This is a genomic window from Dactylosporangium sp. NPDC005572, from assembly GCF_040605515.1.
In the GTDB taxonomy this organism is placed as follows: domain Bacteria; phylum Actinomycetota; class Actinomycetes; order Mycobacteriales; family Micromonosporaceae; genus Dactylosporangium.
In genome coordinates, this window is record NZ_JBEXCY010000474.1 from 1 (window position 1) to 1,338 (window position 1,338).

A 1,338-nucleotide genomic window follows, 5' to 3' on the forward strand; every position below is an offset into this window, starting at 1 on the left:
CTGACCGGTGAGCAGCAGCTCACCCTGTGGCCCAAGCAGTGGCAGGCCGAGCACTTCGTGACCCTCAACGGGCCGCAGGTGATCAGCCAGGCCGCCGCCGAGGGCGGCATGCGGCTGGGCGACATCCAGAACGGCGAGTCCGTCCGCCACCACGCGGTCAGCCTCAAGGGCATCACCAGCGTAAAGGCCCGGGTCTCGTCGGCGAACGCCGGCGGTGTGCTGTCCTTCCGGTACGACTCCCCGACCGGGACCGAGGTCGCCCGGGTCACCGTGCCGAGCACCGGCGGCTGGGACAACTACACCGAGGTCACCGCCCCGGTGACCAGGCCGGACGACAACACCCACGACCTGTACCTGGTCTTCACCGGGGCGGCGACCGGCGCGCTGTTCGACCTGGACAGCTACACGTTCGTCGGCAACGGCGTGAGCGTGCCCCCGACCGGCAGCCCGGACCGGGCCCAGGGCCGGCCGGTCACCGTCTCCAGCACCGAGGCCGGCGCCAACGTGGCCGGCAACGCGGTCGACGGCAACTCGGCCACCCGCTGGAGCAGCCTGTACGCCGACCCGCAGTGGATCACCGTGGACCTCGGCCAGCAGTACGCGCTCGACCGCGTCCGGATCAACTGGGAAGCCGCATTCGGCCGCGCCTACCAGGTGCAGGTCTCCAACGACAACAGCTCGTGGACGTCGGTGTTCTCGACAACGACCGGTGACGGCGGCGTCGACGACCTCACCGTCACCGGCACCGGCCGCTACGTCCGCGTCTACGGCACCCAGCGCGGCCTCACCCAGTACGGCTACTCGATCTTCGACCTGAACGTCTACGGGTCCCCGGTCAGCAACCCGACCCCGACACTGCTGTCACGCAACCGCCCGGTGACGGTGTCCAGCACGGAGGCCGGCGCCAACGTGGCCGCGAACGCGGTCGACGGCAGCACGACCACCCGGTGGAGCAGCCTGTACGCCGACCCGCAGTGGATCACCGTGGACCTGGGCTCGGCACGCAACGTGAGCCGGGTCGTCCTCAACTGGGAGGCCGCCTTCGGCCGCGCGTACCAGGTGCAGGTCTCCAACGACAACAGCACCTGGACCACGATCTCGTCCACCACAACCGGCGACGGCGGCGTGGACGACCTCACGGTCAGCGGATCCGGCCGGTACGTGCGGATCAACGGAACCGCGCGAGGCACCCAGTGGGGCTACTCGCTGTGGGAGTTCGAGGTTTACGGGTCCTGACCGCCGGTGGGCAGGCGGCAACCGGCGCCTGCCCACCACCACACACCCCGAAGGAATCGGACCAAGGAGCACGAATGCGAAGAAAACTGCTCGCCGTGGTCA

General features: G+C 69.7%; 1 protein-coding gene. It reads left to right on the forward strand.

Annotated features, from left to right (window positions below):
* Positions 1-1,236 (forward strand): discoidin domain-containing protein (locus ABZS66_RS61755; RefSeq protein ID WP_354774308.1); only part of this gene is annotated, 1,236 nt, incomplete at its 5' end.
* Positions 1,237-1,338 lie beyond the last annotated feature (102 nt).